Source organism: Micromonospora sp. NPDC005171 (assembly GCF_040608575.1).
Classification (GTDB): domain Bacteria; phylum Actinomycetota; class Actinomycetes; order Mycobacteriales; family Micromonosporaceae; genus Micromonospora.
Window position 1 is genome coordinate 715,954 of the sequence record NZ_JBEXIM010000001.1, and the last position, 24,687, is coordinate 740,640.

22 protein-coding genes and 2 pseudogenes are annotated in these 24,687 nt (G+C 71.3%); 2 read left to right on the plus strand and 22 right to left on the minus strand.

The genetic code is table 11. The features are described 5' to 3' along the window. The first annotated feature begins 5 nt into the window (after positions 1-5). Complete coding sequence (locus tag ABZU74_RS03340; RefSeq protein WP_355417892.1) at positions 6-1,223, plus strand: arginine deiminase; 1,218 nt, start codon at positions 6-8, stop codon at positions 1,221-1,223. Between the two features lie 151 nt (positions 1,224-1,374). Here ABZU74_RS03340 and ABZU74_RS03345 read toward each other — a convergent pair whose 3' ends face one another. The 20 genes and pseudogenes from ABZU74_RS03345 to ABZU74_RS03440 form a co-directional block, all read right to left on the minus strand. Next, positions 1,375-2,262, minus strand: coding sequence for a DUF5926 family protein (locus ABZU74_RS03345; RefSeq protein ID WP_355417895.1), 888 nt, complete (start codon positions 2,260-2,262; stop codon positions 1,375-1,377). A gap of 59 nt (positions 2,263-2,321) precedes the next feature. Then, positions 2,322-2,741 (minus strand): ATP-binding protein, encoded by a 420-nt coding sequence (locus tag ABZU74_RS03350; RefSeq protein WP_355417898.1) that lies wholly within the window; start codon positions 2,739-2,741, stop codon positions 2,322-2,324. Positions 2,742-2,807: 66 nt separating this feature from the next. After that, positions 2,808-4,262 (minus strand): PAS domain-containing sensor histidine kinase, encoded by a 1,455-nt coding sequence (locus ABZU74_RS03355; RefSeq protein ID WP_355417901.1) that lies wholly within the window; start codon positions 4,260-4,262, stop codon positions 2,808-2,810. 55 nt (positions 4,263-4,317) lie between these two features. Beyond that, complete coding sequence (locus tag ABZU74_RS03360) at positions 4,318-5,106, minus strand: glycerophosphodiester phosphodiesterase family protein (protein ID WP_355417904.1); 789 nt, start codon at positions 5,104-5,106, stop codon at positions 4,318-4,320. 9 nt (positions 5,107-5,115) lie between these two features. Next, a complete protein-coding gene (locus ABZU74_RS03365; protein WP_355417907.1) occupies positions 5,116-5,451 on the minus strand; it encodes a rhodanese-like domain-containing protein in 336 nt (111 codons plus the stop codon). A gap of 58 nt (positions 5,452-5,509) precedes the next feature. After that, positions 5,510-6,427 carry an LCP family protein gene (locus ABZU74_RS03370; protein ID WP_355417910.1) on the minus strand — a complete coding sequence of 306 codons (918 nt, stop codon included), beginning with the start codon at positions 6,425-6,427 and terminating at the stop codon, positions 5,510-5,512. Between the two features lie 220 nt (positions 6,428-6,647). Further along, a complete protein-coding gene (locus ABZU74_RS03375) occupies positions 6,648-7,832 on the minus strand; it encodes an LCP family protein (RefSeq protein ID WP_355417913.1) in 1,185 nt (394 codons plus the stop codon). 237 nt (positions 7,833-8,069) lie between these two features. Continuing rightward, on the minus strand, positions 8,070-9,296 hold the full coding sequence (locus ABZU74_RS03380; protein WP_355417916.1) for an LCP family protein: 1,227 nt from the start codon (positions 9,294-9,296) through the stop codon (positions 8,070-8,072). A 75-nt stretch (positions 9,297-9,371) separates the two neighbouring features. Continuing rightward, positions 9,372-10,349 carry an NAD-dependent epimerase/dehydratase family protein gene (locus ABZU74_RS03385; protein WP_355417919.1) on the minus strand — a complete coding sequence of 326 codons (978 nt, stop codon included), beginning with the start codon at positions 10,347-10,349 and terminating at the stop codon, positions 9,372-9,374. 91 nt (positions 10,350-10,440) lie between these two features. Continuing rightward, the gene (locus tag ABZU74_RS03390; protein WP_355417922.1) at positions 10,441-12,132 is read right to left on the minus strand and encodes a cation acetate symporter; all 1,692 of its coding nucleotides are present in this window, start codon (positions 12,130-12,132) and stop codon (positions 10,441-10,443) included. Continuing rightward, positions 12,110-12,475 (minus strand): DUF485 domain-containing protein, encoded by a 366-nt coding sequence (locus ABZU74_RS03395; RefSeq protein ID WP_196920279.1) that lies wholly within the window; start codon positions 12,473-12,475, stop codon positions 12,110-12,112. The genes ABZU74_RS03390 and ABZU74_RS03395 overlap by 23 nt, the downstream gene beginning before the upstream one ends. A 175-nt stretch (positions 12,476-12,650) precedes the next feature. Further along, a pseudogene (locus ABZU74_RS03400) lies at positions 12,651-13,236 on the minus strand (flavin reductase family protein). A 60-nt stretch (positions 13,237-13,296) separates the two neighbouring features. After that, a pseudogene (locus ABZU74_RS03405) lies at positions 13,297-14,064 on the minus strand (alpha/beta hydrolase); the annotation flags it as partial. Between the two features lie 89 nt (positions 14,065-14,153). After that, positions 14,154-15,857: an ABC transporter permease gene (locus ABZU74_RS03410; RefSeq protein WP_355417926.1), complete on the minus strand. Its 1,704-nt coding sequence runs from the start codon at positions 15,855-15,857 to the stop codon at positions 14,154-14,156. Then, positions 15,842-16,606: an ABC transporter ATP-binding protein gene (locus ABZU74_RS03415; protein WP_091396824.1), complete on the minus strand. Its 765-nt coding sequence runs from the start codon at positions 16,604-16,606 to the stop codon at positions 15,842-15,844. The genes ABZU74_RS03410 and ABZU74_RS03415 overlap by 16 nt, the downstream gene beginning before the upstream one ends. A gap of 132 nt (positions 16,607-16,738) precedes the next feature. Further along, positions 16,739-18,382 (minus strand): cation acetate symporter, encoded by a 1,644-nt coding sequence (locus ABZU74_RS03420; RefSeq protein WP_355417929.1) that lies wholly within the window; start codon positions 18,380-18,382, stop codon positions 16,739-16,741. Position 18,383: 1 nt separating this feature from the next. Then, the gene (locus tag ABZU74_RS03425) at positions 18,384-18,797 is read right to left on the minus strand and encodes a hypothetical protein (protein ID WP_355417931.1); all 414 of its coding nucleotides are present in this window, start codon (positions 18,795-18,797) and stop codon (positions 18,384-18,386) included. A 44-nt stretch (positions 18,798-18,841) separates the two neighbouring features. Continuing rightward, entirely contained in the window at positions 18,842-20,653 is a 1,812-nt protein-coding gene (locus ABZU74_RS03430; RefSeq protein ID WP_355417933.1) for a DUF4153 domain-containing protein, read from the minus strand. Further along, positions 20,650-21,732, minus strand: coding sequence for a HAMP domain-containing sensor histidine kinase (locus ABZU74_RS03435; protein WP_355417936.1), 1,083 nt, complete (start codon positions 21,730-21,732; stop codon positions 20,650-20,652). The genes ABZU74_RS03430 and ABZU74_RS03435 overlap by 4 nt, the downstream gene beginning before the upstream one ends. Next, complete coding sequence (locus ABZU74_RS03440) at positions 21,729-22,409, minus strand: response regulator transcription factor (protein WP_355417939.1); 681 nt, start codon at positions 22,407-22,409, stop codon at positions 21,729-21,731. Before ABZU74_RS03440 ends, ABZU74_RS03435 begins: the two co-directional genes overlap by 4 nt. 183 nt (positions 22,410-22,592) lie before the next feature. Here ABZU74_RS03440 and ABZU74_RS03445 point away from each other — a divergent pair, with 183 nt between their 5' ends. Further along, entirely contained in the window at positions 22,593-23,144 is a 552-nt protein-coding gene (locus ABZU74_RS03445) for a Uma2 family endonuclease (protein ID WP_355417942.1), read from the plus strand. Between the two features lie 32 nt (positions 23,145-23,176). Here ABZU74_RS03445 and ABZU74_RS03450 read toward each other — a convergent pair whose 3' ends face one another. Together ABZU74_RS03450 and ABZU74_RS03455 are read right to left on the minus strand one after the other, a co-directional pair. Then, the gene (locus ABZU74_RS03450) at positions 23,177-23,839 is read right to left on the minus strand and encodes a DUF5701 family protein (RefSeq protein ID WP_355417945.1); all 663 of its coding nucleotides are present in this window, start codon (positions 23,837-23,839) and stop codon (positions 23,177-23,179) included. Positions 23,840-23,905: 66 nt separating this feature from the next. Then, entirely contained in the window at positions 23,906-24,667 is a 762-nt protein-coding gene (locus ABZU74_RS03455; protein WP_238657880.1) for a LytTR family DNA-binding domain-containing protein, read from the minus strand. Between the last annotated feature and the right edge of the window lie 20 nt (positions 24,668-24,687).

The following is a 24,687-nucleotide window of genomic DNA, read 5'->3' on the forward strand; positions in this document are numbered from 1 at the left end:
CGGGAGTGACCCACTACGTCGACAGCGAAGTCGGGCGGCTCGGCACCGTACTGCTGCACCGACCCGGTCCCGAACTGGCCCGGCTCACCCCACGCAACAACGACTCGCTTCTGTTCGACGCGATCCCCTGGGTGGGACGCGCCCAGGAGGAGCACGACGCGTTCGCCGCCGCCCTGCGCGAGCGCGGGGTGGAGGTGCTCTACCTGGCCACCCTGCTGGCCGAGACGCTTGCCGTCGCGGACGCCCGGGCCGAACTCACCGAGCAGGTGCTGCGCTCCCGACGGCTCGGTGACACCCTGCGGGCCCGCGTCGCGGACCACCTCTCCTACCTGGACCCGGCCGCCCTGGCCGACGTGCTCACCGCCGGGCTGGCGCATGAGGAGTTGCGGATCAGTTCGGAGCGGCCGGGTGGGTTGGTCTACACGCTGATGGACCGTCACGACTTCGTCATCGATCCGTTGCCCAACCTGCTGTTCACCCGCGACTCGTCGCTGTGGATCGGCAACCGGGTAGGAGTCACCAGCCTGGCCATGCCGGCCCGCCGCCGCGAGACCACCCTGACCGACGCCATCTACCGCCACCATCCCCGGTTCGCCGGCACCGAGTTCGTCTACCGCCCCGGCCTTGAGCACCTGGAGGGCGGGGACGTGCTGCTGCTGGCACCCGGGGTGCTGGCGGTCGGCGTGGGCGAGCGGACGACCCCGGCCGGCGCCGAACGCCTCGGCCGGCAGGTCTTCGCCGCCGGGCTGGCCCACACCATCCTTGTGGTGCCGATCGCCCAGAAACGCGCCACCATGCACCTGGATACCGTGTGCACGATGGTCGACGTGGACGCGGTGCTGATGTATCCCAACATCGCCAGCACGCTCTCCGCGTACACGGTGATCGCTGGCGCGGACGGCGAGGACCCCCGGGTGGACGGGCCGGCACCGTTCCTGCGGGCCGCCGCCGACGCGATGGACCTCGACCTGCTCCGGGTCATCGACACCGGGCTGGACCCGGTCACCGCGGAACGCGAGCAGTGGGATGACGGCAACAACACCCTCGCCCTGGCACCCCGGCTCTGCGTCGGGTACGAGCGCAACACCGAGACCAACGCCCAACTGGAACGGGCCGGCATCGAGGTCATCCCGATCGCCGGCTCCGAGTTGGGCTCCGGTCGGGGTGGCCCGCGCTGCATGTCCTGCCCGATCACCCGCGACCCGCTACCCGTCGCCGGCTGAACGCGCGACGACCGGCCGGCCACCCGGCCGAGCGGGACGACCCTGGACGCCGCCAGGCCGGAGCGGGACGGCCGCACCCGGCGGAGCGGGACGGCCGCACCCGGCGGAGCGGGACGGCCGCGCCCGGTCGAGCGGGACGGCCGCGCCTGGCTCAGCGCAGGGTGAGCTGGCGGCCGAGCAGCCCCTGACGAGACCGGCGGCCGGCGGCGTCGAGTGGGTCGGTGACGGTGAGCGCCTCCGCGTACCGCTTGGCGAACTGCGCCACCGGCTCCTCCCACTCGGACGCCGGGGTCTCCTCCGGCAGGTCCCAGACCGGCACGAGTCGACCGTGCGCGCGGAACATGCCGGCGAACTTGGTCTGCTCGCCGAGCGTCAGCGTGCCGGCCGCGCCGAGGCGGGCCAGCGCGTCCAGGGCGGCGTCCTCGTCCTCCGGCAGCACCCAGCGCACGTGGGCCTTCTCCGGGACCTGACACCAGTACGCGGCCTTCGCCGCGGTCAGCCGCACCGTCGGGTAGATGGCCGCGTTCGCCCGCTCCAGCGACGCCTGGACGGTCGGATCGTCGGCGGCCCCGGGGTCGAGCCAGAAGTCGAAACCGTCGTGCATGGTGATGTCCAGCGGACCGTCCGCGAGGATGTCCTGCAGCCGGGGCCCGGGGCCGGGCAGCGGCGGCACGGAAACCTGGCCGCCCGGCTCGGCGCGCAGCGCGCTGAGCAACGCGTCGGCGAGGTCCCGGGAGACGTCGCCGGACTGCTGGTGGCGCTGGAGACCGATGAGCACGCGACCGTCGGGTTTGGTGATCGCCGGGGCGGCCATCGGCAGCACCGTGGCGAGCGTCGCCTCCCGGTCACCGAACTCCTCGACCAGGGCGGGCGCCAGCCGCAGCGGGGCGGAGGCGGCGGGCACCAATTCTCGTAGCGCGATCCATTCGGACTCGTCGACCAGCCCGTCGAACGGACGCGGCACGAAGACGTCCCGCACCTTGTCGCGGCGGGGGGTGGTGTCGGCTGCGGTGCGCTGGCTCTTTCGACGCTTGCTCACGGCGTCACAGCCTAGAGCCCCGAGCGGCACGCCGTGGCCGGGACCCGCCCGAGGCGTCCTCAGCCGGCCGGCACCAGGTCGGGTCGGGGTGCCGGCACCGGGTCGAACTCCGCCCAGACGCGTTGGCCCATGCCGTCCTGCTCGACGCCCCAACGGGTGGCCAGGCCGGCCACGATGTGCAGCCCGCGCCCGTCCGCAGCGTCCGGGCTGGCCGTCCGGAGCCGTGGCCCGGTGCTCGCGCCGCCGCCGTCGGTGACCCGCAGTTGGATCAGTGCGCCGTCGGCCGAGGGCCGCAGCCGCCAGGCGACCCGGATCACGCCGCCGGGCAGCGGCCGGGCGTGCCGCACCGCGTTGCCCACCAGCTCCGCGAGGACCGCTATCAGGTCCGCGAGGAGCGTCGGGGGTACGGCGTCCGCCAGTTCGGCGGCGAGCCGGTGTCGGGCCAGCCGTGCCCCGCCCGGGTGGTGGGGAACCACCACACACCAGGCTCGATCCCTCGCTGCCGCTGCCGCTGCCACCGTCGCCTCCACGTCGCGCCACCCCTGTCAACCGCGTGGTAGCCGCACCTCTGCGACCGTACCGCCGCCGGTCCTCGGACGTAGGGATACCCATCCATTCTGCTGTTCAACGATCCGGCGGACGAGATAGAGGCCGAGCCCGGCCCCCGGGTAGCCGCGACGGTCGCCGGACTCGCCCTGCCAGAACCTGTCGAATGCCCGTTCCACGTGCTCGGGTCGGATGCCGATGCCCTGGTCGCTGACCCGGAACGCCACCAGTTGGCCGTCGACCGAGGCGGTGATCTCGATGGGAGACTCCGGTGCCGAATATTTACCGGCGTTCGTCGTCAACTCGGTCAGCACGGTGGCCAGGCTGGGCCGGTGACCGAGCGCCTTGGGCAGGTCGCTCGGGAGGCGGAGCACCAGCCGGCGGCGCAGCTCCGCCGGCAGGTCCACGACGGCGGAGCGCAGCGCCTCACCGAGGTCGAACGGGGTGGGAGGGTCGTCGCCCGGCCCCACCTCGGCCGCCGAGCTGAGCAGCCGGTCGACCAGTCGGGCCAGTTCGTTGGCGCGTTGCCCGATCACCCGGGCCGCCTGCCGTCGGTCGACGTCGGTCAGTGACTCCCAGTGGTCGGTGAGGGTGTCCGCGTACCCCTTGATGACGGTGACCGGGGTGCGCAGCTCGTGGCTGGTCACCGCGACGAACAGCTCCCGGTCGTGGTCGCGGCGCTGCTGGTCGGTGATGTCGCGGAAGGTGACCACCCGCAACGTGCCCGGCCCGGGCAGTTCGCCGGAGGTGATCCGCAGCCAGCGGCCGTCCGGCATCCGATGGTCCCGGACCTGCCCGGAGGGCGGCAGCGGGAACGGCAACGGGCGGCTCAGCGCCTGCTCGACCGTGCGGCCGGTGACCTGGGCGGCGGCCGGGTTCCAGAGCCGGACGTGCCCATCCCGGTCGACGACGGCCAGCCCGTCGGCGAGGGCCGCCACGACCGGGCCGTCGCCGTGCACCGGCAGGCCACTCTGGTCGCCGTACATGTGCGCGACGCAGGACGCGAGGTAGGCGACCACCCCCTGCTGGTCGGCGCTCGGCTCGTCATCGCCCGGATAGAGCGCGTGCAGGCTGCCGACGGTGTGACCGCCGATCTCGGCCCGGGAGACCACCATTCTGCGCAGCCCGCTGCCGGCCAGTTCACCTGCCAGCTTGCCGTTGAGGTCACCCACCCGCACCTGGCGCACCCGTGGCCCGGAGAGCAGGCAGACGGTGTCCGGGTCGTCGACCGCCAACGGTCGGCCGAGGGCCCATTCCGCCACGCCGGTCGCGGCGATCACGCGACCACCGGTGGGACCGAACTCGACGAACGCCATCCCGGTCGCGCCGAGCGCCGGCTGGGCCACCCGGAGCAGGTGGGTGAGGACCGGCAGGCCCGCGTCCCCCGAGTTGATCATCTCGATCACGACGGTGTGGCCGGCGAGGAGAGCGGGGAAATCGATACGCTCCGGCATGTGCCGAGTCTGCCCCGCCGACCCGGTTTTGGGCACCCCCGCCCGGCCGATGGGGTCAGCGGTCCAGCCGGGCGAGGGCGTACGCCGGGCGGTCGGTGATGATCCCGTCCACCCCGGCGGCAAGCACCAGCTCCAGGTCGGTGGGTTCGTTGACCGTCCAGACGTACACCTGGTTGCCGGCCGCCCGCAGCGCGGGCAGCAGTTGCGGGCGGGCCTGGACCAGGCCGATGCCCGGCCCGGCGATCCGGGTGCCGAACGGCAGCCGACCCAACCGCAGCCAGCGCGGCAACACCTCCAGCAACAGCACGGTGGGCAGCGTCGGGGCCAGCTCGCGCATCCGACGGACCGCCAGCGGGGAGAACGACATGACTGTCACCTGCACCGGGTCGTCCGGCGTGGGGTCGGCCAGCCCGTACCGGCGCAGCAGGTTGACCAGTCGCCGTTCCACGTTCGAGCCGTAGCGGGACGGGTGCTTCGTCTCCACCAGCAGCCGGACCGGCCGTCCGGCGGCGAGCACCGCGTCCAGGAGCCGGGCCAGGGTCAGCAGCCGGGTGTGCGACTCGTCCGGCGGCAGGTCGCCGTCGGGCGCGCTGCCCGGGTGCCACGAGCCGAAGTCCAGGGCGTCCAGCTCGGCGAGCGTACGCGCGCTGACCAGACCGCGACCGTTGCTGGTGCGGTCGAGTCGTCGGTCGTGCACACAGACCAGGTGCCCGTCCCGGGTCAGCCGGACGTCGCACTCCAGGCCGTCAGCGCCCTCGTCCAGGGCGCGCAGGTACGCGGCGAGGGTGTGCTCGGGTAGGTCGAACGAGGCGCCGCGGTGCGCGAAGACCAGTGGTCCGCCCATTCCGCGGCCTCAGATGACCTGGCCGGGCTGCCCGTTCGCGTCGACCACAGGTCGGCCGACGGCAGCCCACTGGCGCATCCCGCCGTCGGCGTTGCGCACCTGCTCCCAGCCGTTGTTGATCAGGTAGGCGACGACCTGGGCGGAGCGACCGCCGGAACGGCAGACGACAGCCACCTCCCGGTCGGTGGGCACCTCGGCCAGCCGGGTCGGCAACTCCATCATCGGCAGGTGGTGGGCGGTGGGCGCGTGGCCGGCCGCCCACTCGTCGTCCTCCCGCACATCCAGCAGGTAGGTCTCGTCGGCGATCTCGGTCACGGGCACGGTGGGAACCTGGGGTCCGAACACAGGAAGCAACACTAGATCCTCGTGGCCCGGTTCGGCACCGACCGGGCCGTCGGCACCGTCACAACCGGGTCACCCAGCGCGGGTTGGCCTGGGCCCAGGCCGGCACCTGGGTGCCGCGAATCGCCTCGAAGAGCCCGTTGCCCCCGTTGTCCAGCACCACGTACGAGACCTCGTCGATGGTCTGCGGCGAGGAGGGCACCTGAACGCCGCGCATCCCGTCGGGCGGCAGCGCGCGCAGCGCGAGGAGCAGGTCCTCCAGTGGTACGCCGTTGGTGTCGACTGTCAACGAGCCGCCGACCGCCCGGAGCACCTGGTCCAGTTTGACGGGGTTGTTCCGCAGGTCCGCCTTGCCGGCGCTGTCCAGCATCGCCCGGAGCAACTGTTGCTGGTGGTGTTGCCTGTCGTAGTCCCCGCCGGGCAGGTCGTAGCGCTGTCGGACGTAGTCCAGCGCCTGCGCACCGTCCATCTGCTGGCAGCCGGTGGGGAAGACCCGGTTGGTGTGGATTGAGCGCACCTCGGTGTCCACGCACATCTGCACCCCACCGAGCAGGTCGATGACCTTCCGGAAGCCGGAGAAGTCGATCAGCGCGGCGCCGTCGAACCGGATTCCGGTGAGCCGGTGCAGGGTGGCGGAGAGCAGTTGGGCGCCGGCCTGCCCGCCGCCGCCGTGCTCGTACGCCGCATTGATCTTGTCTTGGCCGCCGCCGAAGCCGTTCGTGGGCGGGATGGCGACCAGCAGGTCACGCGGGATGGAGACCAGGTACGCCTCCCGCTGGCCAGCGGGGACGTGCACGATGAGGATGGTGTCCGAGCGTTGGTCCGGGCCGGTGTCGTTAGGGCGTCGGTCGGAGCCGACCAGGAGATAGTTGAGCGGCCCGTCCAGGTCGGTGCGGGCGGTGCGGGCGTCGGGGTCGAGCAGTTGCTCCTTGGTCACCGTGCGGTCGTACCGGTGGCTGAGCATCTTGAGACCGGTCATGGCGAGCCCGGCCAGCAGGACGAGGACCAGGCCGACGCCGAGCAGGATCCGCGGCCCGCGGGCGCGAGATGGCCGGGCGGACGGGGCCGCTCCGGCCCGGCCCGCTGCGTTCCGTCCCCACCTGGACGTGACCGCCTCCCCGCAGCCGATACGTGAAACCTGCTCACGTCAGGCTACGGGCGGTGACGAGGTCGTCGCTGGCTTTCCGCGACCACCGGTCCTACTTGCGGGTGGAGATCACCTCGGGGTGGGTGAAGACGAACTCGGCGAGTTTGTCCTGCTTGACGGCCCGGAACATGGCCATCGTCTCTTCGCTCAGGCCCTCGGTGTTGTTGGTGTTGGCGTGGAAGGTGCCGTTGTTGGTCTTGAGCATGGTCAGCTCGTTGCCGGTGACCCCACGCATGGTGAAGATGAAGTCCTCGATCGGCACGCCGCCGGTGTCCAGCACGAACGCCTTGCCCGCCGCCTTGATCAGGTTGTTCATCTTGGCCGGGTTGGACAACATCCCGCCCTCGGTGGCCTTCTTGGCCATCGCCTTGATCAGCTGCTGCTGGTTCGCCTGCCGGTCGTAGTCGCCGTTCTTGAGGGACTTGCGCTGGCGGGAGTAGTCGAGCGCGGCCCAACCCTCCATCTCCTGGCAGCCCTTCTTGTGCACCACCGGGGTCCGCTGCTTGCCGGTCTTCTTGGCGTCCGCGTTCCACATCGGCTTGCCGTCGACGTACGACATGTGCAGCGACTTGACCTCCTGGCTGACGCAGATCCGCACCGTGCCCAGGGTGTCGATGACGTTCTTGAAGCCACCGAAGTTGATGATCGCCGCGCCGTCGAAGCTGATCCCGGTGAGCTGCTTGATCGTCTGGGCCATCAGCTGGGCGCCACCCTCCCAGCCGCCGCCGTTGGCCGCACCGGCCTGGAACGCGGCATTGATCTTCCCGCTGCCGCCGCCGTAGCCGCTCTTCTTGAACGCGGGAATCTGCGCCTCGGTGTCCCGGGGGATCGAGATCAGGTACGCCTGGTCGTGGGTGGCCGGAATGTGCAGGACGATGATGCTGTCCGAGCGGACGTCGTCGGCGGCCCAGCGCTCCCGCGCGTCCACGCCGAGCAGCAGCATGTCGATCGGGCCGTCCAGGCTCGCACCGCCCTCGGCGTCGGACTTGCCGGCGTCACCCAGCAGGTTGCCCTTCGCGATGCCGCCGGTCGCCTGCCCGATCAGCGCCTTGCTGCCGACGATGGCCACGCCGCTGCTCAGCATCAGCACGGCGCCGAAGATCACTGTCAGCCTGGCCCAGAGCGGGTCCTTGCGCTTGGTCCGCTTCTTCGACCCACCGCCACCCGGGCGGTCGCCCCCGCCACCACCGCCGGGCGGGCGCGAGCCCGGCCCGCCGCCCGAGGGGCGCGCCTGCACGGGTATGGCCGCAGCGACTCGACCGCTGGGGGCGGCGGACCCGGGGGAAGAAGGGCGACGACTGGCCTGAACCGGCATTCGTGCTCCAGCTCGTGATCAGGAGGGGGCGGCACCACTGTACGTACATCAAATCGACTTGGCGAGTTCATCCCGGGTCAATCCGGACGTCGAATTTCGCAGACTCGGTCGATCGTCGCCGCTCGATGACCCGAACGGCTGGTGCCCGCCGGGCCGGGGTCAGCCGCCGTCGTTGCTCTTCGGCGGGTTGGCCTTGACCCAGTCGGCCATCGTGTCCGCCGACATGGCCTGGTACATCGCGAGCGCCTTCTCCCGGTCCGACACCACCACCGACTCGCCGTTGATCGTCTCGCTGCCCGAGTTCGGACTGGTCACAAAGGTGAGGTTCTGGCCGCGCAGGTTACGGAACTGCAGCGCCATGTCTGTAACCGAGAAAGTCTGGTCGACGGTTACGGCTGCGGTCACCGACTTGAGGAAGTCGTTGAGCTTCTTCGGGTTCGCCAGCGTGCCGGTGCTGGCCGCCTTGTCCATCAGTGCCCGAAGGAACTCCTGCTGGTGCCGCATCCGGGCGAAGTCCCCGTCCGGGAACTGCTTGCGCTGCCGGATCCAGTCCAGGGCCTCCGCGCCGTCCATGTGGTTGGTGCCCTTGGTGAACGTCCGGTACGGCTTGTGGATCGAGGTGATGGTGCGCTCCACCTTCAGGTCCACCCCGCCGAGGGCGTCGGTGACCTCCTTGAAACCGCCGAAGTCGATTGCCATCACGTGGTCGATCCGAACGTCGGTGAAGCACTCCACGGTGCGTACCGCCAGCGGCAGCCCACCGAACGCGAACGCTGCGTTGATCTTCGCGCGCGAACCGGAGCCGCAGTCCGCGCCGGCGCTCTCCGGGATCGGCACGTACAGGTCCCGGGGGATGGAGACCAGGTAGGCCTCCTGGTGGTCGGCCGGGATGTGCATGACGATGATCGTGTCGGCACGCCACTGACTCTTGCTGTCGACAGGCGCGTCCGGGTCCCGCGAGTCGCTGCCGACCAGCAGGATGTTCAGCGCGCCGTCGACGGTCTTCGCCGGCCGGCCACCGGTGATCTCCGCGAACGGGTCGGTGCGGGCCAGGTCACTGTTGAGGTTGCGGGCGTACAGCCAGGCGCCGACGCTGCCGAGCAGCGCCAGCACCAGCACCGCGGCCCCGGCCACCAGGGCGATCCGACCCCAGCGCGGTCGTGGGCCGCGCCGCCCCGGCCCACCGGCGCCACCCGGGCCGTCGGGCCCGGTCGGCCCCGCCGGGCCGCCGGAGCGAGGCTGCTCCTCGTCGTACGACGGGTAGAAGCGCGCCTCGGTCGGACGGGCACGCCCGGAGGCGCCCCGGTCGGGGCCAGGCACCGACGCGCGCCCGGCGCTGCGGTGCAGGTACGGATGCGGGACGCCGGCAGACGAGGTCGCGGACATGTAACTCAGGGTACGTAGCGGAAGCCACCGCCGCCTTCAGGCGACACTCAGCGGCGGGCGTACGCGAAGATCCGGTTACCCTAGCCGCGTCCGGAAGTACTCGATCGTGCGTCGCAGGCCATCTTCGGGCGCGACCGACGGCTCGTATCCGAGCAGTTCACGGGCGAGTGTGAGATCCGGCCGGCGCATCTCCGGGTCGTCCGAGCTGCGGGTGACATAGGTCACCTTCGAGGTGCTGTCGGAGAGCGACACGATCAACTCGGCGAGTTGCCGCATGGTCAGCTCGTGCTCGGTGCCGCAGTTGACCGGGCCCGTCTCGGTCGAGTCGAGCAGCAGCAGGATGCCGCGCACCAGGTCCTCGACGAAGCAGATGGACCGGGTCTGGTTGCCAGTGCCGTGCACGGTGATCGGCTCGCCGCGCAGTGCCTGGGAGATGAACGTGGGGATGGCGCGGCCGTCGTCCGGGCGCATCCGCGGGCCGTACGTGTTGAAGATCCGCACGATCGCCGCGTCGAGCCCGCGGTAGCGGTGGTACGCCATCGTCGCGGCCTCGGAGAAGCGCTTGGCCTCGTCGTAGACGCTGCGGACCCCGATCGGGTTGACGTTGCCCCAGTAGGTCTCCCGCTGCGGGTGCTCCTTCGGGTCCCCGTACGCCTCCGAGGTGGAGGCCATCAGGAACCGGGCGCCGTCGGCGGTCGCGCGCTCCAGCAGGTGCAGGGTGCCCACCGAGCCGACCCGGAGGATCTCCACCGGCAGTTGGGCGAAATCGGTGGGGCTGGCCGGTGAGGCCATGTGCAGGATCGCGTCGAACCGCTCGGTCAGCGCCGGGTGGTGGGTCGGCAGGCCGTCGGAGATGTCCGCCTCGACGAGGGTGAAGGTCGGCCGGTCCAGCAGGTGGGCGACGTTCTCCTTGGAGCCGGTCACGAAGTTGTCCAGCGCCACCACAGTGCAACCTCGGGCGATCAGGGCGTCCACCAGGTGCGACGGGACGAAGCCAGCTCCGCCGGTGACGAGGACGCGGTGACCGGGACCAAAGCGCTCAGCAACCTTCATACCGCTCAGCCTACCGACAGCCGAATTTGCGGAAGGGGTCCCCTGTTGACGTCGCGCGTCGACAGGGGACCCCTCTCCAGAGGTGGCGCGGTCAGTGGGCGCCAGCGCCGGTGAGGGCGCGCACCTCCAGCTCCGCGTACTTGTCTTCGTCGTGCTCCTTGGAGATGACGGTGCCGATCCACCCGCAGAGGAAACCGAACGGGATGGAGAGGATGCCCGGGTTGGACAGCGGGAACCACTGCCAGTCGTGGTCCGGGAACATCGAGGTCGCCGCACCGGAGACCACCGGCGAGAAGAACACCAGCAGTACGGCCGAGAGTAGCCCGCCGTAGATCGCCCACACCGCGCCGGACGTGTTGAACCGCCGCCAGAAGAGGCTGTAGAGGATTGCCGGCAGGTTGCCCGAGGCGGCGACGGCGAAGGCCAGCGCCACCAGGAACGCCACGTTGAGGTTCTGCGCGTAGATCGACAGGGCGATCGACACCGCGCCGATCACCAGGGCGGAGATCCGGGCGACCCGCACCTCCTGCCGCTCCGACGTTTCACCCTTCTTCAGCACGTTCGCGTAGAAGTCGTGCGCCAGGCTGGACGACGACGCCAGTGTCAACCCGGCGACCACCGCGAGGATGGTGGCGAAGGCGACCGCCGCGATGATCGCCAGCAGGGCTGCCCCACCGAGGTCGCCGCCGAAGAAGTCGATGCCGAGCGCTTCGGCCAGCTGCGGCGCGGCGGTGTTGCCGGCCTTGTCCTGTGCCGTGATCGCCTGGCTGCCGACCAGCGCCGCCGCACCGAAGCCGAGGGCCAGGGTGAGCAGGTAGAAGGTGCCGATGATGCCGATCGCCCAGAGCACGCTCTTGCGGGCCGCCTTCGCGGTCGGCACCGTGTAGAAGCGGATCAGGATGTGCGGCAGACCGGCGGTGCCGAGCACCAGGGCGATGCCCAGGGACAGCAGATCGACCTTGTTGTAGAAGGTCTGCGTCGAGTTGCCGGCGACCTCGACGCCGTACCGCAACCCGGGTTCGAGGAACGCGCTGCCCTTGCCGGATGCCTCGGCCGCCTGGCCCAGCAGCTCCGACAGGTTGAAGTTGAACTTCGCCAGCACCAGGATGGTCATCAACAGCGCACCGCTCATGAGCAGGAACGCCTTGACGATCTGTACGTAGGTGGTGCCCTTCATGCCACCCACTGTGACGTAGATGATCATCAGCGCGCCGACCATGATGATGGTCGCGATCTTCGCGGTGTCCGCGTCCATGCCGAGGAAGGTCGTGCCCGGCCGGATGCCGAGCAGCAACGCGACCAGCGCGCCGGCACCCACCATCTGCGCGAGCAGATAGAAGATCGACACCGTGATGGTGGAGACCGCCGCCGCCGTCCGCACCGGACGCTGACGCATCCGGAAGGCCAGCACGTCCGCCATCGTGTACCGGCCCGAGTTCCGCAGCAGCTCGGCGACCAGCAGCAGGGCCACCAGCCAGGCGACCAGGAAGCCGATCGAGTAGAGGAAGCCGTCGTAGCCGTACAGCGCGATGATGCCGGCGATACCGAGGAACGAGGCGGCCGACATGTAGTCGCCACCGATCGCCATGCCGTTCTGGAAGCCGGAGAAGGACCGGCCGCCCGCGTAGAAGTCGGTCGCCGTCTTGGTCTGCCGGCTGGCCCAGATGGTGATGCCCAGGGTCACCGCCACGAAGACCAGGAAGAGCGTGATGGTCAGGTTGCGGGCGGTGTGATTGCCCGCCTCGGCCGCGAGGAACGTCTCAACCGCGAGGACCCTGCTCATGGGTCACCTCCCCGATCTCGGCGCGGATCCGGTCCGCGACGGGGTCGATCTTCCGGTCCGCGTACCGCGAGTAGAGCCAGGCGATCAGGAACGTGGAGACGAACTGCAGCAGGCCGAAGACCAGCGCGACGTTGATGTTGCTGCCGAACAGCTTCGTGCCCATGAAGTCCCGGGCGTACGCGGAGAGAATGACGTAGAGCGCATACCACAGGAAGAAAGCGACGGTCATCGGGAAGACGAAGCCGCGCAGCGCACGCCGCAGCCCGGCGAACTCGTCCGACCGTTGTACGGCCAGGTACTTGTCCGACTGGGAAGCAGCCGGAGCGGGTGTGTCCGTGGACATCTGTGGATCACCACCTTCACAGGCGTCAGGGGAGTTTCGCGCACCGTAAAGAGCGCACTCCCCGGCAGGGAAGGCTGAGATCGACGCCGGTCGGCGAGTGCGCCGAGCGGTTGGCTGGCTGCGCCAAGTGACTCAGGTCACTGCGGTGATCGGTCGCCCCGGGCGAGGCGTCCGGTCAGGCCGGCAGTTCGTGATAGCGACCGCGGTAGTGCAGCAGCGGAACGGCCTCCTCGGCCAGGTCGACGGCCTCGATCGTGGCCTCGACCAGCAGGCCCCAGCCGTACTCCCGGGCGGTGTCCAGTCGACACCCGGCCCAGCCGCCGGCGTCCGCCGGGACCGGCCCGTACGGCGTCTCGGTCCACCCGCCGGTGGCGAAGAGCCCGCCCGGGGCGGGAAAGAGGCCGGCGAACCGGTCGGCGAGTTGCCGATGCGGCGGGCCGAGCGGCGTGACAGCGAACCGGCCCGACTCCTCGACGGCCGCCCAGAGGTCGGACTCCGGGTCGATCAGCCCGAGCAGCCGGTCCGGTTCCCCCTCGGCCACCAGGGTGGACGAGACGGTCAGCCCGGCCGGACCGGGTGCCGTCCAGAGGGTCACCGGTGCGGCGAGACGACCACGCAGTCGGCGTACCTGTGAGCGCTGCCCGGTCGGCACCGCGAACGGATCGGTGTGGTGGATCTCGGCACCCGGCTCATGATTCACGTGAAACATTGTGACCCGCCCCGCCCGTCGCCCGAACCCGACCGGCGAAGGAGCGGATCAGGTCAGCGACCTCGTCCGCTCGCGTGTCGAGCACGAAGTGCCCCCCGTCGAGCACGTGCACCTCCGCCCCCGGCACGTCGGAGCGGTACGCCTCGGGCTCGGTGACCTCGAACGAGGTGTCGTACCTACCCCAGACGACAAGCAGTGGCGGCTGGGTCCGGCGGAGCCAGTCCTGCCAGGTCGGGTACGAGGCGACGTTGGTCCGGTAGTCGTACTGGAGGTCCACTTGACGCTCGATCTCCCCCGGGCGACTGAGGAAGGCGTGCTCGTCGACCCACAGGTCGGGGTCGTACCGCTCCGGGTCCGGATCGTTGCCGACGTGCCGGGTCCGGATCGCCGCCATCGAGAGGATGTTCTCCCGGACCGTCGCCTCGTGTGCGGCCCGGTCCTGCCAGAAGGCCCGGCGGGTGCCCCAGAGCGGGCCCAGCCCGGTGTCGTGGGCCACCGCGTTCTGCACGATGAGGCCGCGCAGGCGACCCGGATCGGCGAGGGTCATCCGGAACCCCACCGGCCCGCCGTAGTCCTGCACGTAGAGCAGGTAGCGCTCAGCGCCGACGGCGGCGGTGAAACCCGTCATCGTCTCGGCGATCCGGTCAAAGGTGTACGGGCTTCGCGGATCGGGGGCGGCGCTGTGCCCGAAGCCGGGGTAGTCGGGCGCGATCAGCCGAAACTGGTCGGCGAGCCGGTCGAACAACGGCTCGAACATGCGCGACGAGGACGGGAAACCGTGCAGGAGCAGCAGTACGGGCGCGTCCGGTGCCCCCGCCTCCCGGTAGAAGATCGAGAGCCCGTCGACGACGACGCTGCGGTAACGCCTGTGCGAGCCCATGCCGACTGCCCCCTCGTCCCGACTGCTCGCACCATAACGAGGGACGGGTGCCCCCGACCGGCGTTCGGCCGGACGGGGACGGCCCGCGCTCAGCGGCGCGGCGTGACAGTGGCCAGCAGCTCCGGCTGGCGGCGGTCCAGCACGTCACCGGCCAGGTACGCGCCCAGCAGCGCCGCGCCCAGCCCGTACCCGACGCCGACCGGCAGGGCCAGCCAGAGCCAGGCGTCGCCGAGCAGCGCGGCGGCCACCACCATCGGCACCGCGGCGACCGCCGAGGCGAGCATGGTCAGCAGGGTGAGCAGCCCCTTCGTGAGGCCCGCGCCACTGTTCATCGCGAACGGGTTGCTCGTCTCCGGCAGCGAGTACGCCCCGAGCACCGAGACCAGGCTGTTCACCGCCAGCCCGGCGCCGTAGGTGGCGACCAGGCTGCCGAAGGTGAGCCCGATCCAACCCGGTCGACTGAGCAGCACCGACAGCAACACAGATACGAACGCCAGCATCGGCAGCACGTACAGCGAGAAGGCCGTCATCCGCGCCCGCAGCTCGACCCAACCGGGCACCCCGGCCACCACGTTCGCGGCGTACGCGCTGCCGTCGAAGCCGAACTGGTTGGCCAGGGTGGCGGCGGCGAGCACACCCACGAGAACCATCGAGATGGTGACCACGACCGGTGAGCTGTCGCTGGCAGCCGCCGTCAACCCCCCGCTGTCCATGGCCGCGAAGTCCCCGCCCGTAACGTTGATGAACACGGGTACGAAGATGCCGACCACTGCGATCGTGATCAGGTTGGCCCGGCGGCGTGCGTCCCGCCACCAGTAACGCGCCTCCCGGGCGACCAGGGCACCGAACCGGTCCCGGCCGGCCCAGCCGGCGACCCGGGGGAACAGTTGGGCGACAGCGCCACCGGCGACTCCGCGTCGCACCGGAGCCTTACCGGCGCTCGCCGCACCCACCATCGCCGACTCGAGCGACCGGGACCACCAGGCCAGCAAGGCGCCCAGCGCCGCCACCGTGATCAGCAGCTTGACCGGTGCCGCCCACACCCGCCCCTGGGCCACGTCGATGCCGACGGTCCACGGGGCGCCCAACGGCGTCCAACCGATCACGGTCGCCACGCCGACGAGCCGGTCCCAGTCCGCCTCGCGCAGCGCGGCGAGGCCGAAGACCTGCAACGGGCCGAGCAACGCGGCCGTCACCGCCAGCAGCACGGCCGCCAGGTCGCGGACCCGCCGGGACCGCAACATGCTGGCGAACGCGCTGGTCACCGCCCGGCTGGCGGCCACGCAGAGCAGCAGCCCGGCGAGCACACCCACGACGGCGACCAACCCCGCCGACCAGCCACCCAACGACCAGGCGGTCAGCACCAGCCCGAACGACGCCATGAGCACCGCCAGCACCGGCACGCTGATCAGGGCCGCCACGAACAGGCCGGTCACCAACGTGCGCCGGGGCAGCGGCAGCAGCGCGAACCGGGCGGGGTCGAGTGTCTCGTCCACACCGAAGAAGACCAGTGGCAACAGCAGCCAACCGAGCACCAGCAGCCCGCCACCCGCCGCCGCGACCAGCACCGCGTACCGGCCGTTGCCGGTCAGGCCCGGGGCGGCGAAAAGGAAGAACCCGGCGGCGGCGAACCAGAGCCCGAGCAACGCGCCGCCGACGAACAGGGCGATCCGCCAGCCCTGGCCCCGAAAGTTGTTGCCCATCACCCGCAGCTTGAGCCGCACGAAGTGTCGAGCGGAGACCGGCCGTGCCGGCGCGGCGGGGGTGGCGTCCGCGTTCACTGGGAGAGCCACGACAACTCCTCGCCCGTCGCGGTGCGCCCGCCGACCACCTCGACGAAGACCTGCTCCAACGAGCGACCGCCACGGACCTCGTCGATGGTCCCGACCCGCTTGATGGTGCCGCCGGCCAGGATCGCCACGTGCGAACAGAGCCGCTCGACGACCTCCATCACGTGACTGGAGAACACCACAGTGCCGCCGCCGGCCGCATATCGGGTGAGGATGTCCCGGATCAGCGCGGCGGAGACCGGGTCGACAGCCTCGAACGGCTCGTCCAACACCAGCACCCGAGGGCCGTGCAGCAGCGCGCAGGCCAGGCCGATCTTCTTCTTCATGCCCGCCGAGTAGTCCACCACAAGCGTCCGACCGGCGTCGCCGAGCGCCAGCACGTCCAGCAGCTCGGCGGCCCGCTGGTCGACCACCGCCGGGTCCATCCCGCGCAACAACCCGTTGTACGCCAGCAGCTCCGCCCCGGTCAGCCGGTCGAACAGCCGGACCCCGTCGGGCATCACGCCGAGCAGCCGCTTGGCGGTGACCGGGTCCTGCCAGACGTCGTGCCCGAGCACCCAGGCCGAGCCGGCGTCCGGCCGCAACAGCCCGACCGCCATCGACAGGGTGGTCGTCTTGCCGGCGCCGTTCGGGCCGAGCAGGCCATAGAAGGAACCGGCGGGGACGTCCAGGTCGACGCCGGCCACCGCGATCGTGCCGTCGAACCGCTTGGCCAGGCCACGCAGTGCGAGCGCGGGGTGCTCAACAGTCATGCGCCGACGTTAACCGTCGATCGCCAGTCCCGCCGTCCGGCATCGGGCGGACCCGCGATCATCCCCGAGGCGGACGGCTGCCAGCCGCCGGGGCGCTGGTGATCATGGTGGGAGGCGTCGCGGCTGCTCTGCTCACTGCATCCGGAGAGCCTCCGGGGTGTGCAGGCGGAGCATGGTGGCGGCGACGTCCGCCGGGGCCCGGCGGCGGGTCGCCATCGACACGGCGACCATCACTGTGAACGCCAGCGGCACCGTCCAGGCGGCCGGTTGCGCGATGAGCGTGGCCGGCCAGCCGGACAGCGGTGGGCCGAGCACGGTGACCAGCACCGCGCCGATCGCCGCGCCGCCGCCGACCACCACGCCGGCGGTGGCGCCCACGTCGGTCAGCCCGCGCCACCAGATGCCGAGCACCAGCAGCGGACAGAAGCTCGACGCGGCGACCGCGAAGGCCAGCCCGACGACCTGCGACACGTCCAGTCCGGAGACGTGCAGCGCCAGCACCGCCGGCACGCCACCGGCAATGACCGTGGCCAGCCGGAACCCGCGTACCGAGCCGCGACCGAGCACGTCCGTCGAAATCACCCCGGCGACGCTGGTCAGCAGGCCGGACGAGGTGGAGAGGAACGCCGCGAACGCGCCCGCGGCGACGAGCGCGGCGAGCAGCCGCCCGACCAGCCCGTCGCCGAGGGCAGCGCCGGGTAGCAGCACCACCACCGCGTCGGTCTGGCCGCTGAGCAGCAGTTGCGGTGTGTAGATCCGACCGAGCACCCCGTACAGGGTGGGCAGCAGGTAGAACACGCCGACCAACGCGAGCACGACCAGGGTGGTCCGGCGGGCCGCCGCGCCGTCCGGATTGGTGTAGAAGCGCACCAACACGTGCGGCAGGCCCATGGTGCCCAGGAAGGTGGCCAGGATCAGCGAGTACGTGGCGAACAGGCCCCGGTCGTCGTCACCGGCGGCGCTGGGCAGCAACCAGTCGTTGGCATCGGTGGCCACCCCGGCCACGTCCGGCACCGGATCACCGGCAGCGAAGGTCAACTCGTCGCCGGGGCGTACCTCTCGGATGTCACCGTCGGGCAGGGTGAGGGTCGCGCGGTGCTCGACCACGACTGTGGTCGCGGTCCGGAACGTCGGCCCGTCGGGCGGGGTCACCGCCGGCCGGCCGTCGGCCTGCCACTGCAGGGCCAGGAAGATCACCGGTACGGCGAGAGCGGTCAACTTGAGCCAGTACTGGAACGCCTGCACGAAGGTGATCGCGCGCATTCCGCCCAGCGCCACGTTCGCGGTGACCACGGCCGCCACCAGCAGGGCTCCGAGGGGGTACGGGGAGCCGGCCACAGTGGCCAGGGTCAGCCCGGCGCCCTGGAGTTGCGGCACCAGGTACAGCCAACCAATGAAGATCACGAAGGCGGTGGCCAGGATGCGGAGTCGGCGCGACCCCAGCCGCAGCTCACAGAAGTCGGGCAGGGTGAACGCCCCGGACCGGCGCAACGGCGCGGCCACGAAGAGCAGCAGGGCCAGGTAGCCGGCGGCGAACCCGACCGGGTACCAGAGCACGTCCACGCCGTACTTGAGGACCAGCCCCGCGATGCCGAGGAAGCTCGCCGCCGACAGGTACTCCCCGCCGATGGCGGCGGCGTTCCACGTCGGGCTGATCGCCCGGGACGCCACCAGGAAGTCGGACGTGGTCCGGGCCAACCGCAGACCGTAGAAGCCGATCCCCACGGTGACCAGGGTGACCGCCACGATGGCCGGGACCACGAAGTCGTTGCCCACCTCAGTGCTCCGGCCGTTGCACCAGGTCGGTGAAGTCCTGCTCGTTGCGCTCGGCCAACCGCACGTACGCCCAACCCACCCCGATCAGGAACGGGAAGGAGGCCACCCCGAGCAGCAGCCACGGCAGGTTGACGCCGGCGACTGTGGTCCGGCCGAGCGAGGGCGCGATCGCGAACAGCCAGGGCAACCCGCCCAACCCGATGGCCACCACCAGGGACAGCCGCAGCGCCAGCGCGAGTTGGGCTCGAACCAGGCCACGGACCAGCGCCTCGCCGACCTGGGTCTGCTGGGCCAGCTCGGCGCGGGTCCGCTCGGCGCGGGTGTCCTGCCTGGTGATTTCGGCCAGCACGATCCGGGACCGCCGGGGCGGCGGCACCGCACCGCCCGACCCCACATCAGGGAGTTGCTTGGCCATCCCGGCAGTCTCGCCGGCCGGGCGCGATTGTCAAGCGTTCACGCTCACCAGCGTCGCAGTCCGGGGCAGTCGGTCACGCTGGCGCTCACCCGGATCGTGTCGAGAACCCGCCGGGCCCGCTCCCTGCCGAGGTTCGCCACCCAGAGGCCGTCCCGGGGCAGCTCGGCGGCGATCTGCCCCAGCGCGCAGGAGCGCATCGGCTCGGGCAAACGACTCAGGGCCGGTACGGCGTCGGCCGACAGCCCGGACAGGTAACTGACGTCCAACCGGCCGGTCTCCAGGTAGCGGTCGACGTTCCGTTCGGCGATCAGGCGATCCGGGTTGAGCACTGCCAACCCGAGCAGCGCCAGCACCGCTGTGCCGACCACCAACCGGGGCAGCCAGTCGGCCCGCAACCGCGCCACGGCCACCCCGACCAGGACGAAGAGCAACCCGAGCCAGAGTTCGACTGTCGACACGACGAGCCGCAGCCGGGTGGCACCGTACGCGTCGGCGTAGACCTGCATCCGGTAGAGCGCCGAGGCGACGATCACCAGACTGAGCGCGGTGAGCGTGCCGAGCAGGACGCGGACCAGCAGCCGGTCCCCCCGGGTGGCCTTCGGCGCCCGGCGGGCGGCGATCGCGATCACCAGCAGGGTGAGCGCGGTGACGGCGAGCAGTTGCCAGAACCCGCCGCGGGCGTACTGGGCGTAAGTGAGCCCGGCCGTCCGCAGCACGTGCCCCGCCCCGCCGAACAACACCGTCAGCTGGACCAGCACGAACACGGCGAACAGGGCGTCGAGCAACACCAGTGGGACTGTCCACTCCAGCCGGTGAGCCGGGCGCGACGACGCCGTCCGCAGGCCCTCCAGGTCGGGTGGGCGGCTGACCAGGTATGCCCCACCGAGCAGCACACCGCCGATCAGCAACAGTCGGAACGTCCAGCCGATCACGCCGGGCAGCGAGATGTCCGGCAGCAGGCCGGCGACCAGTTCGGCGAAGACCGCGTCGGCGGAGGAGAAGAGCAACCCGAACAGCGCCAGCAGGACGGCGGAGATCGCCAGGCTGGTGAGGATGCGCCCGAAGCCGATACCAGGCCCCGCTGGACGGGTGTCGCGTACTCCGCGTACCGCCCACGGGAGCGCCCGTACCGTCGCGGCCGGCGGCAGCACCACGGCGACCAGCATCCCGAGCGTGCTTCGCGCGCCGGTCACCGCGAGGGCCCCGGTCACCGCGGCCGCGAGCAGGCAGAGGGCGAAGAGCCAGCCGGCGGCCCGGACCGTACCGACGGCTGTCAACGCGACCGTTGCGGCGGCCCAGATGGCCTGTTCCGCCCGCCCCGGTGCCCCCGTGGCACCGGGACGGGCGGTGGCCGCCTGGACGGTCGGCTCGGGTGCGGAGGTCGGAGCCGCCTGGACGGTCGGCGCTGGTGCGGCGGTCGGTCCGGTCTTGACGGTCGGTGCGGGTGCGGCGGTCGGTCCTGGTGGAGCCGTTGGTGTCGCCTCGGCGGTCGGCGTGCTGGGGTCCGCCGCCGAGGCCGACATCCCGGAACGGACGACGCTGGCGGTGACCACTGCGGCGGTGACGGCCAGCGTGGCCACCAGCCAGCCGAGGCCGGGACGAACCATCGTCAGGATCGACGCGCCGACGACCGCCGCGGCCGTCAGTGCCCCCAATGCCAGCGGGCGGGCAGGTCCGGACGGCCCCGGCCAGCGGCGCTGGATCAGCGACGGGGGCCTGGGCAGGGCGGGTGCGACAGGCCACGGCTGAGGTCGGCCGGCGACAGGTGTGGCAGCCGGGCCGGGGCCGACGGCCGGGAAGACCTGCGGCCCGGTCGGCCCGGTGGCCGGGAGTGGGGTGCTGCCGGGGCTGGTCATGCGGCCTCTTCTCGGTATGGCCCGTCGCACGGGATGGTGACCTGGATGCGGCAGCCGGGCCGGTTACCCCGGTCTGGTCCGGCGGGATCGAGGACACCGATCCGCCCGCCGTGTAGTTCGACGACCCACCGGGCGATGGCCAGGCCGAGCCCGGTCCCGCCGCCGGCGGACCGGTCGCCGCGGGTGAAACGCTCGAACACCCGGGAACGCTCGGCCGGCGGAATGCCCTGGCCCTCGTCGCTCACCTCGAAGCGGAGCTGGTCGCCGTGTTCCTCGGCGCTCACCCGTACCGTGCCGCCGGGTGGGCTGTGTCGCGCCGCGTTGTCGAGGAGGTTCGCGAAGACCTGGTGCAGCCGCCACGGGTCCGCATTGACAGTCAGCGGTGCCGGCAGGTCGCGGAGCTGGAAGCGCACGTCCAGGCCGGCACCGGACGCGCTGGCCGTGGCGTGCTCCACCGCCTCGTCGAGGAAGTCCCCCACGTCGATGCGTACTCGCCGCAGCGGCACCACCCCGGCGTCGAGCCGGGACAGGTCGAGCAGGTCGGCGACGAGGTGCCCGAGACGTTCGGTCTGGGCCAACGCCGAACGCAGCGCCGCGGGTTCGGGGTCGGCCACCCCGTCCACCATGTTCTCCAGCACGCCCTGCAACGCGGTGATCGGCGTACGCAACTCGTGCGAGACGTTGGCGATCAGCTCCCGTCGACGCTGGTCGGCGGCGTGCAGATCCTCTGCCATCTTGTTGAACGCCTGGGCCAGCTCGCCGACCTCGTCGCGGGAGGTGGCGCGTACCCGACGTGTGTAGTCGCCGCGGGCCATCGCGCCAGCGGCGGCCGTCATGTCCCGCAACGGCGAGGTCATGCCGTGGGCGAGCACCTGCGACGTGAGCAGGGCGACGGCGATGGCGGTGGCCGAGGTGACCGGCGGTGGCCAGCCGATGCCGTACGAGAAGTAGGCCAGCCCGGCCGCACCGGAGGCGACCAGCAGCACACCCAGCTTCAGCTTGATGGAGCGCACCGGGTCCAGCGGTCGGGGCAGCAGCTCCAGCACCCGGTCCAGGCGGGTGAGCACTGTCGCCGTCACGACGGCAGCTCCAGGGCGTAGCCGACCCCGTGCACAGTGCGGATGAGATCGGCGCCCAGCTTGCGGCGTAGAGCCTTGATGTGGCTGTCCACGGTGCGGGTGCCGCTTCCGTCGCCCCATCCCCAGACCTCCGCGAGCAGCCGTTCCCGGGGGAGCACCGTGCGGGGTCGACCCGCGAGGTGGACCAGCAGGTCGAATTCGGTCGGGGTGAGGTGCACGTCCGCCCCGGCGCGGCGGACCCGGCGCTCGGCCTCGTTGATCTCGATGTCGCCGAGGCGGATGGCGGGCGGCGCGGGGGTGGCGGCGGCCCGCTCCATCCGACGCAGCAGGACGTGCACCCGGGCGGTGAGCTCCCGCATCGAGAACGGCTTGGTGAGGTAGTCGTCCGCGCCGACCGCCAGCCCCACGAGCAGGTCGGTCTCGTCGTCCCGGGCGGTGAGCATCAGCACCGGCACCGGTCGGTCGGCCTGGATCCGACGGCACACCTCCAGGCCGTCGAAGCCCGGCAGCATCACGTCGAGGACGACGAGATCCGGCTGCCCGGCGTGGAACTGTGCGACCGCGCTGGGCCCGTCCGCCGCGATCTCCACCGTGAAACCCTCGGCCCGTAATCGGGCGGCAATGGACTCGGCGATGGTCCGTTCGTCCTCGACCACCAGTACCCGGCGTTGGTTCATGGGTCCTGACTGTAGGGAGCCGCCGTGGAGATCAGTGGTTTGCGTTGTGAATAACCTGTGGAGAACCGCTCACGGCTGTGGATAACTCGGGGATCATGCCGGCTGGCGTGTGGGAACTCCGGAGTCTCGTTGTGGACAACCAACCGAGCTGTCAGGGTGGTCCGGTAGAGAGGAGGTGTGACGGTGACCAACCCTGCCCGGCCCGGCTGGGGCGACGCCTGGACGGTGGACGACCTCCAGAGCCTCCCTGAGGACGACCAGGTCTACGAGATCTTTGACGGGAGCCTGCTCGTGTCCCCCCATGCGGACGTCTTCCACGGCGCGGTCGCCAACCGCCTCCGCCGGATCCTCGACCGGCAGGCCCCCGCCGGTGTCCTCGTCGGTCAGGACATCGGGGTGAGTGCGAAACGCTCCTCGTACTTCGTGCCTGATCTGTTCGTAGCTGGCGAGAGCGCACTGGACAGCGGCGGCGCGGCGCTCGACCCGGCCGACGTGCTCCTCGTCGTCGAGGTGATCTCTCCGAGTAACGCCGGCCGCGACCTGGTGCTCAAACGTCACGAGTACGCGGCCGTCGGCATTCCGCTCTACTGGCTGGTGGAGCCCCGCAAGCAGACCCTGACCGTGCTGGTGAACGGAGCGGGCGGCTACCGCGAACAGGCCGTTCTCCCGGTGGGCGAGGTCTACCGCACCGAGCAGCCGTTCCCCCTCGCCCTTCCGCTGTCCGACATCTTCTGACCCGTCACCGGAAGCGCCCGCCCCGCCTGCGGTCACTCCAGGCCGATGCGCTCCGGTCGGGCCGAGGCGGAGCCGAGCCAGGTGTGGGGGTTGCCGTACCAGCACCAACCCAGCTTGGGTGCGCCCTGGCTAATCCACAGCGCCGGCACCCGCTTGTCGCCGCAGCGGGAGCCGATCAACGAGAAGCACCTGTTGCTCGCCAACGCGGCCGGGTGCAGCGTGATGAAGGCGAGCCCCTCGTCGATGCTCAGCGGCAACCGGCCCTGCGCGGTAATCCCCTGCATGGCGGTGGCCGGGGCCAGGTTGCGGAACTCCTCGCCCCTGTCGACGTCGAAGAGCAGGTACGCCGGCCCGGCCGGCACCTCCAACTCCTTGATCGGGTCGAAGCGGGGCAGGTCGTCCTCGGCGTAGTTCCGGTCGACGACGCCGGGCTTGCGCTTGCCGGCCAGGGTGGTCAGCTCCACCCGCTCCGGCACGCCGATCAGGTCCCGGGTGATGACCAGGAGGAACGGCACCCGGGCCTCGGTGGGGGCGGGCAGCCCGGCGGTGCCCTCGACCGCTCGGGCGCGCAGTGGCGCGACCAGGTCGCGGAAGGCGCCCTCGGTCAGCCCGGCGAGAGTGGGGTAGCCGAGCTGCACCAGCCGGTCGAGTTGGCTGTCGAACTCGGATTCGGCGTTGAACGGGGTAGCGGTCACGGCAGGCCTCCCGGAAGTCGTACGGACTAGCGTACAACGTACGGTAGGGCTGCGCTCATTCCCGACTCAGCGACTCCAATCCTGCTTCGCGGCCCGGACCAGCTTGTCCTTCAGCTCCCGGGTGTGCCGCCGGCTCACCGGCAACTCGGTGGAGTCGATCACCACCACGTAGCCCGAGTTGACCAGCCGCAACTCCGCGATCAACTTCAACTGCACCAGGTACGACCGGTGCACCCGGACGAACCCGGCATCGGCCCAGCGCTCCGCGAGCGTGGCCAACGAGACCCGCACGAGGTGCGACCCCTCCGCGGTGTGCAACCGGGCGTAGTCGCCCTGCGCCTCCACCCACCGCACCGCCGAGCGGGGCAACATCCGGGTGGTGCCGGCCAACTCGATGGGGATCGTCGGGTCCTCCTCCGCGCGGGCCAGCGCCGCCGGGTGCGACGGCACCACCCGTGACCCGATCACCCGACGCAGCGACTCGGCCAGCCGGTCGGCACGAACCGGTTTCCGCACGTAGTCGGTGGCGCCCAGGTCGAACGCGTCCACCGCGCCGTCGTCGTACGCGGTGACGAACACGATCGCCGGTGGCCGGGCGAAGCGGCGCAACACCCGGGCCAGCTCCATGCCGTCCAGGCCGGGCATCCGGATGTCCAGGAAGACCACGTCCACGTCGCCGTCGCGCAGCAGCCGCAGCGCCTCGGTGGCATCCCCAGCCGTGTGCAGCCGGGCCACCCGGGGGTCGGCCCGCAGGTGGTACGCCAACTCGTCGAGCGCCGGCGGCTCGTCGTCCACAGCGAGGACGCGCAGGAAGCCGGCCGCGTTCACCGCACCCGTCCCGGTTCGCT